At 36.1% G+C, this 1,951-nt stretch carries 2 protein-coding genes and 1 pseudogene; 1 reads left to right on the top strand and 2 read right to left on the bottom strand.

Going from position 1 to position 1,951, the window contains the following annotated elements; genetic code table 11:
• Both JZO83_RS14210 and JZO83_RS14205 read right to left on the bottom strand, forming a co-directional pair.
• A pseudogene (locus JZO83_RS14210) lies at positions 1–200 on the bottom strand (PTS sorbitol transporter subunit IIB); the annotation flags it as partial.
• A gap of 20 nt (positions 201–220) precedes the next feature.
• Positions 221–754 carry a PTS glucitol/sorbitol transporter subunit IIC gene (locus tag JZO83_RS14205; protein ID WP_206858672.1) on the bottom strand — a complete coding sequence of 178 codons (534 nt, stop codon included), beginning with the start codon at positions 752–754 and terminating at the stop codon, positions 221–223.
• A 189-nt stretch (positions 755–943) separates the two neighbouring features.
• Here JZO83_RS14205 and JZO83_RS14200 point away from each other — a divergent pair, with 189 nt between their 5' ends.
• On the top strand, positions 944–1,891 hold the full coding sequence (locus JZO83_RS14200; protein ID WP_207116127.1) for a sugar-binding transcriptional regulator: 948 nt from the start codon (positions 944–946) through the stop codon (positions 1,889–1,891).
• Positions 1,892–1,951 lie beyond the last annotated feature (60 nt).

The following is a 1,951-nucleotide window of genomic DNA, read 5'->3' as shown; positions in this document are numbered from 1 at the left end:
GCAAGTGTTTCTTCTTTTTCAACTGGATTTTTGAATGAGTCAACTGCGGTCGTTCCTGTTAATTCTGCAATTTTTTCCGCTACAGGATGGATGCCTCCACCTGTGACACTGATGATATATTTCTTTTTATGATCAGGAACTAAGGTCAAAGGTCCACCCCAGCCACCATTTCCTTTATTAACGATTACTTTATTTCCCATTCGCTCTCCTCCTATTTCATTCAGGCATTCACAGCTTTTTTCTTGTCACGACTTGCTAATACAGCGGCGATTCTTTCAGTCAAAATCCCACGAATCAAAATAATCACAAAACCCGCTAAGAGGTAGCGTAAGCCCAATTCGCTCTGATTTCCTACTTGAGCATATCCAGAAGCGACGCCCAGGAAAACGAATAACTCTGCTGAGTTCGCATGAGGAAAGAGTCCAACGATCGGATGTAACATGGAAACTGTTGAATCATAATACGCTGCTTTATGTTCCTCCTTTAAAAAGCGACCAAATGTATAACACATCGGGTTTGTCAGGAAAAAACAAGCTAAAAATGGAATCAAAGTGTATCTAAGAATCATGAATTTTGTACATACTTGCATAAATCCAAATACTCGGTCTTCACCGATGATCTTGATTAAAGCGTTTACAAACAAGATCAAAGTAATCAAAAGCGGCACTATCCCAGTCAGAAACCCCATAAATGTGTCTGCTCCAGCTTGGAACATCCCGATGAAACCGTCTGAAAGCTTTACTAAAAAATCCATAACCTTCCTCCTATGATAAAATTTGCTCTTTAATATCAAAAGACACGATTTGTGTCATTTGATACCTTCGGACTCATAATATCAAGTGACACATTTCTTGTCAAATGGTATTTTCTTTTATTTTTAAATTATTTGGTATAAAATTGATGTAATATTACGAAGAATCCAGTGACCACAAAGGAGAAAAAAATGAATAAATCTGAAGAACGAAACTTAATCAAAGTTGCTACCCTTTATTACAAAGAAGGTTTGACACAAGTCGAAATATCAAAGAAAATGGGCGTTTCTCGATCCTTGATTTCAAAATGGTTAGTTGCTGCCAGAAATCAAGGATTCATTGAATTCTTCTTCAATAGCGAAGAAGTTTATTCCGTCAATCTAGAAAATCAATTGGAAAAAAAATTTGGTTTAAAATCAGCCACTGTTATCGATACAAATAATTTATCTACTTCTGAGATCAAAAAATTGCTCGGTCAGACAGCCGCCTTATCGATCAAAAATAAAATCGAGACAGTCCATTCGATTGGACTGTCTTGGGGGAAATCAATCCAAGCATTAGTCTCACAATTTCCATTTGAATCTTATCAAAATAAAGTGTTTATTCCCCTGATTGGTGGAATGGGTACAGATAATTTTGAAGTTCATTCGAATCATCTATGTTATGAATTTGCGAAAAAAACACGAAGCTCATCTAAATATTTATATGCACCCGCTTTGATCAATGATCCCTCTGCAAAAAAAGTGCTGGAGAACAATCAAAACATCAAAGAAGTGTTGGAAGAAGCCAAACATGTCGATATGGCAATCGTCAGTATCTCTTCCCCACAACACAGAAATACGATGCAAGACATGGGCTATATTACAGACAAAGATATCGCTGAGCTTCTTGAACTGGATATCGTTGGTGATATCAATTCTCGCTTCTTCGATAAACAAGGAAAAGAAGTCAATCACTTGTCAAATACCAATGTGATCGGTATCAGCATCGAAGATTTGAAGAAAATTCCACAAGTGATTGCCATTGCATATCAAAAAGAAAAGTGGTCAGGGATTTACTATGCGTGTATCAATCATTTGATTACTGATTTGATAACAACTGATGAGATCGCGAATGAGATTTTGAATGCAGAATTGTAATTTAGTTTTTTTGAAAAAAAATAAAAAAACCTAGTTATTATGGCTCTATAATAAAGTGGA

Origin of the sequence: Enterococcus sp. DIV1298c (genome assembly GCF_017316315.1) — a bacterium.
Lineage (GTDB): Bacteria > Bacillota > Bacilli > Lactobacillales > Enterococcaceae > Enterococcus_B > Enterococcus_B mangumiae.
This window is presented reverse-complemented; position numbering and strand designations above follow the sequence as displayed.

What these genes read in the sequence shown, in the direction of transcription:
- JZO83_RS14205 (WP_206858672.1), bottom strand. Translation starts at nt 754, where the DNA reads ATGGATTTTTTAGTAAAGCTTTCAGACGGTTTCATCGGGATGTTCCAA.
- JZO83_RS14200 (WP_207116127.1), top strand. Translation starts at nt 944, where the DNA reads ATGAATAAATCTGAAGAACGAAACTTAATCAAAGTTGCTACCCTTTAT.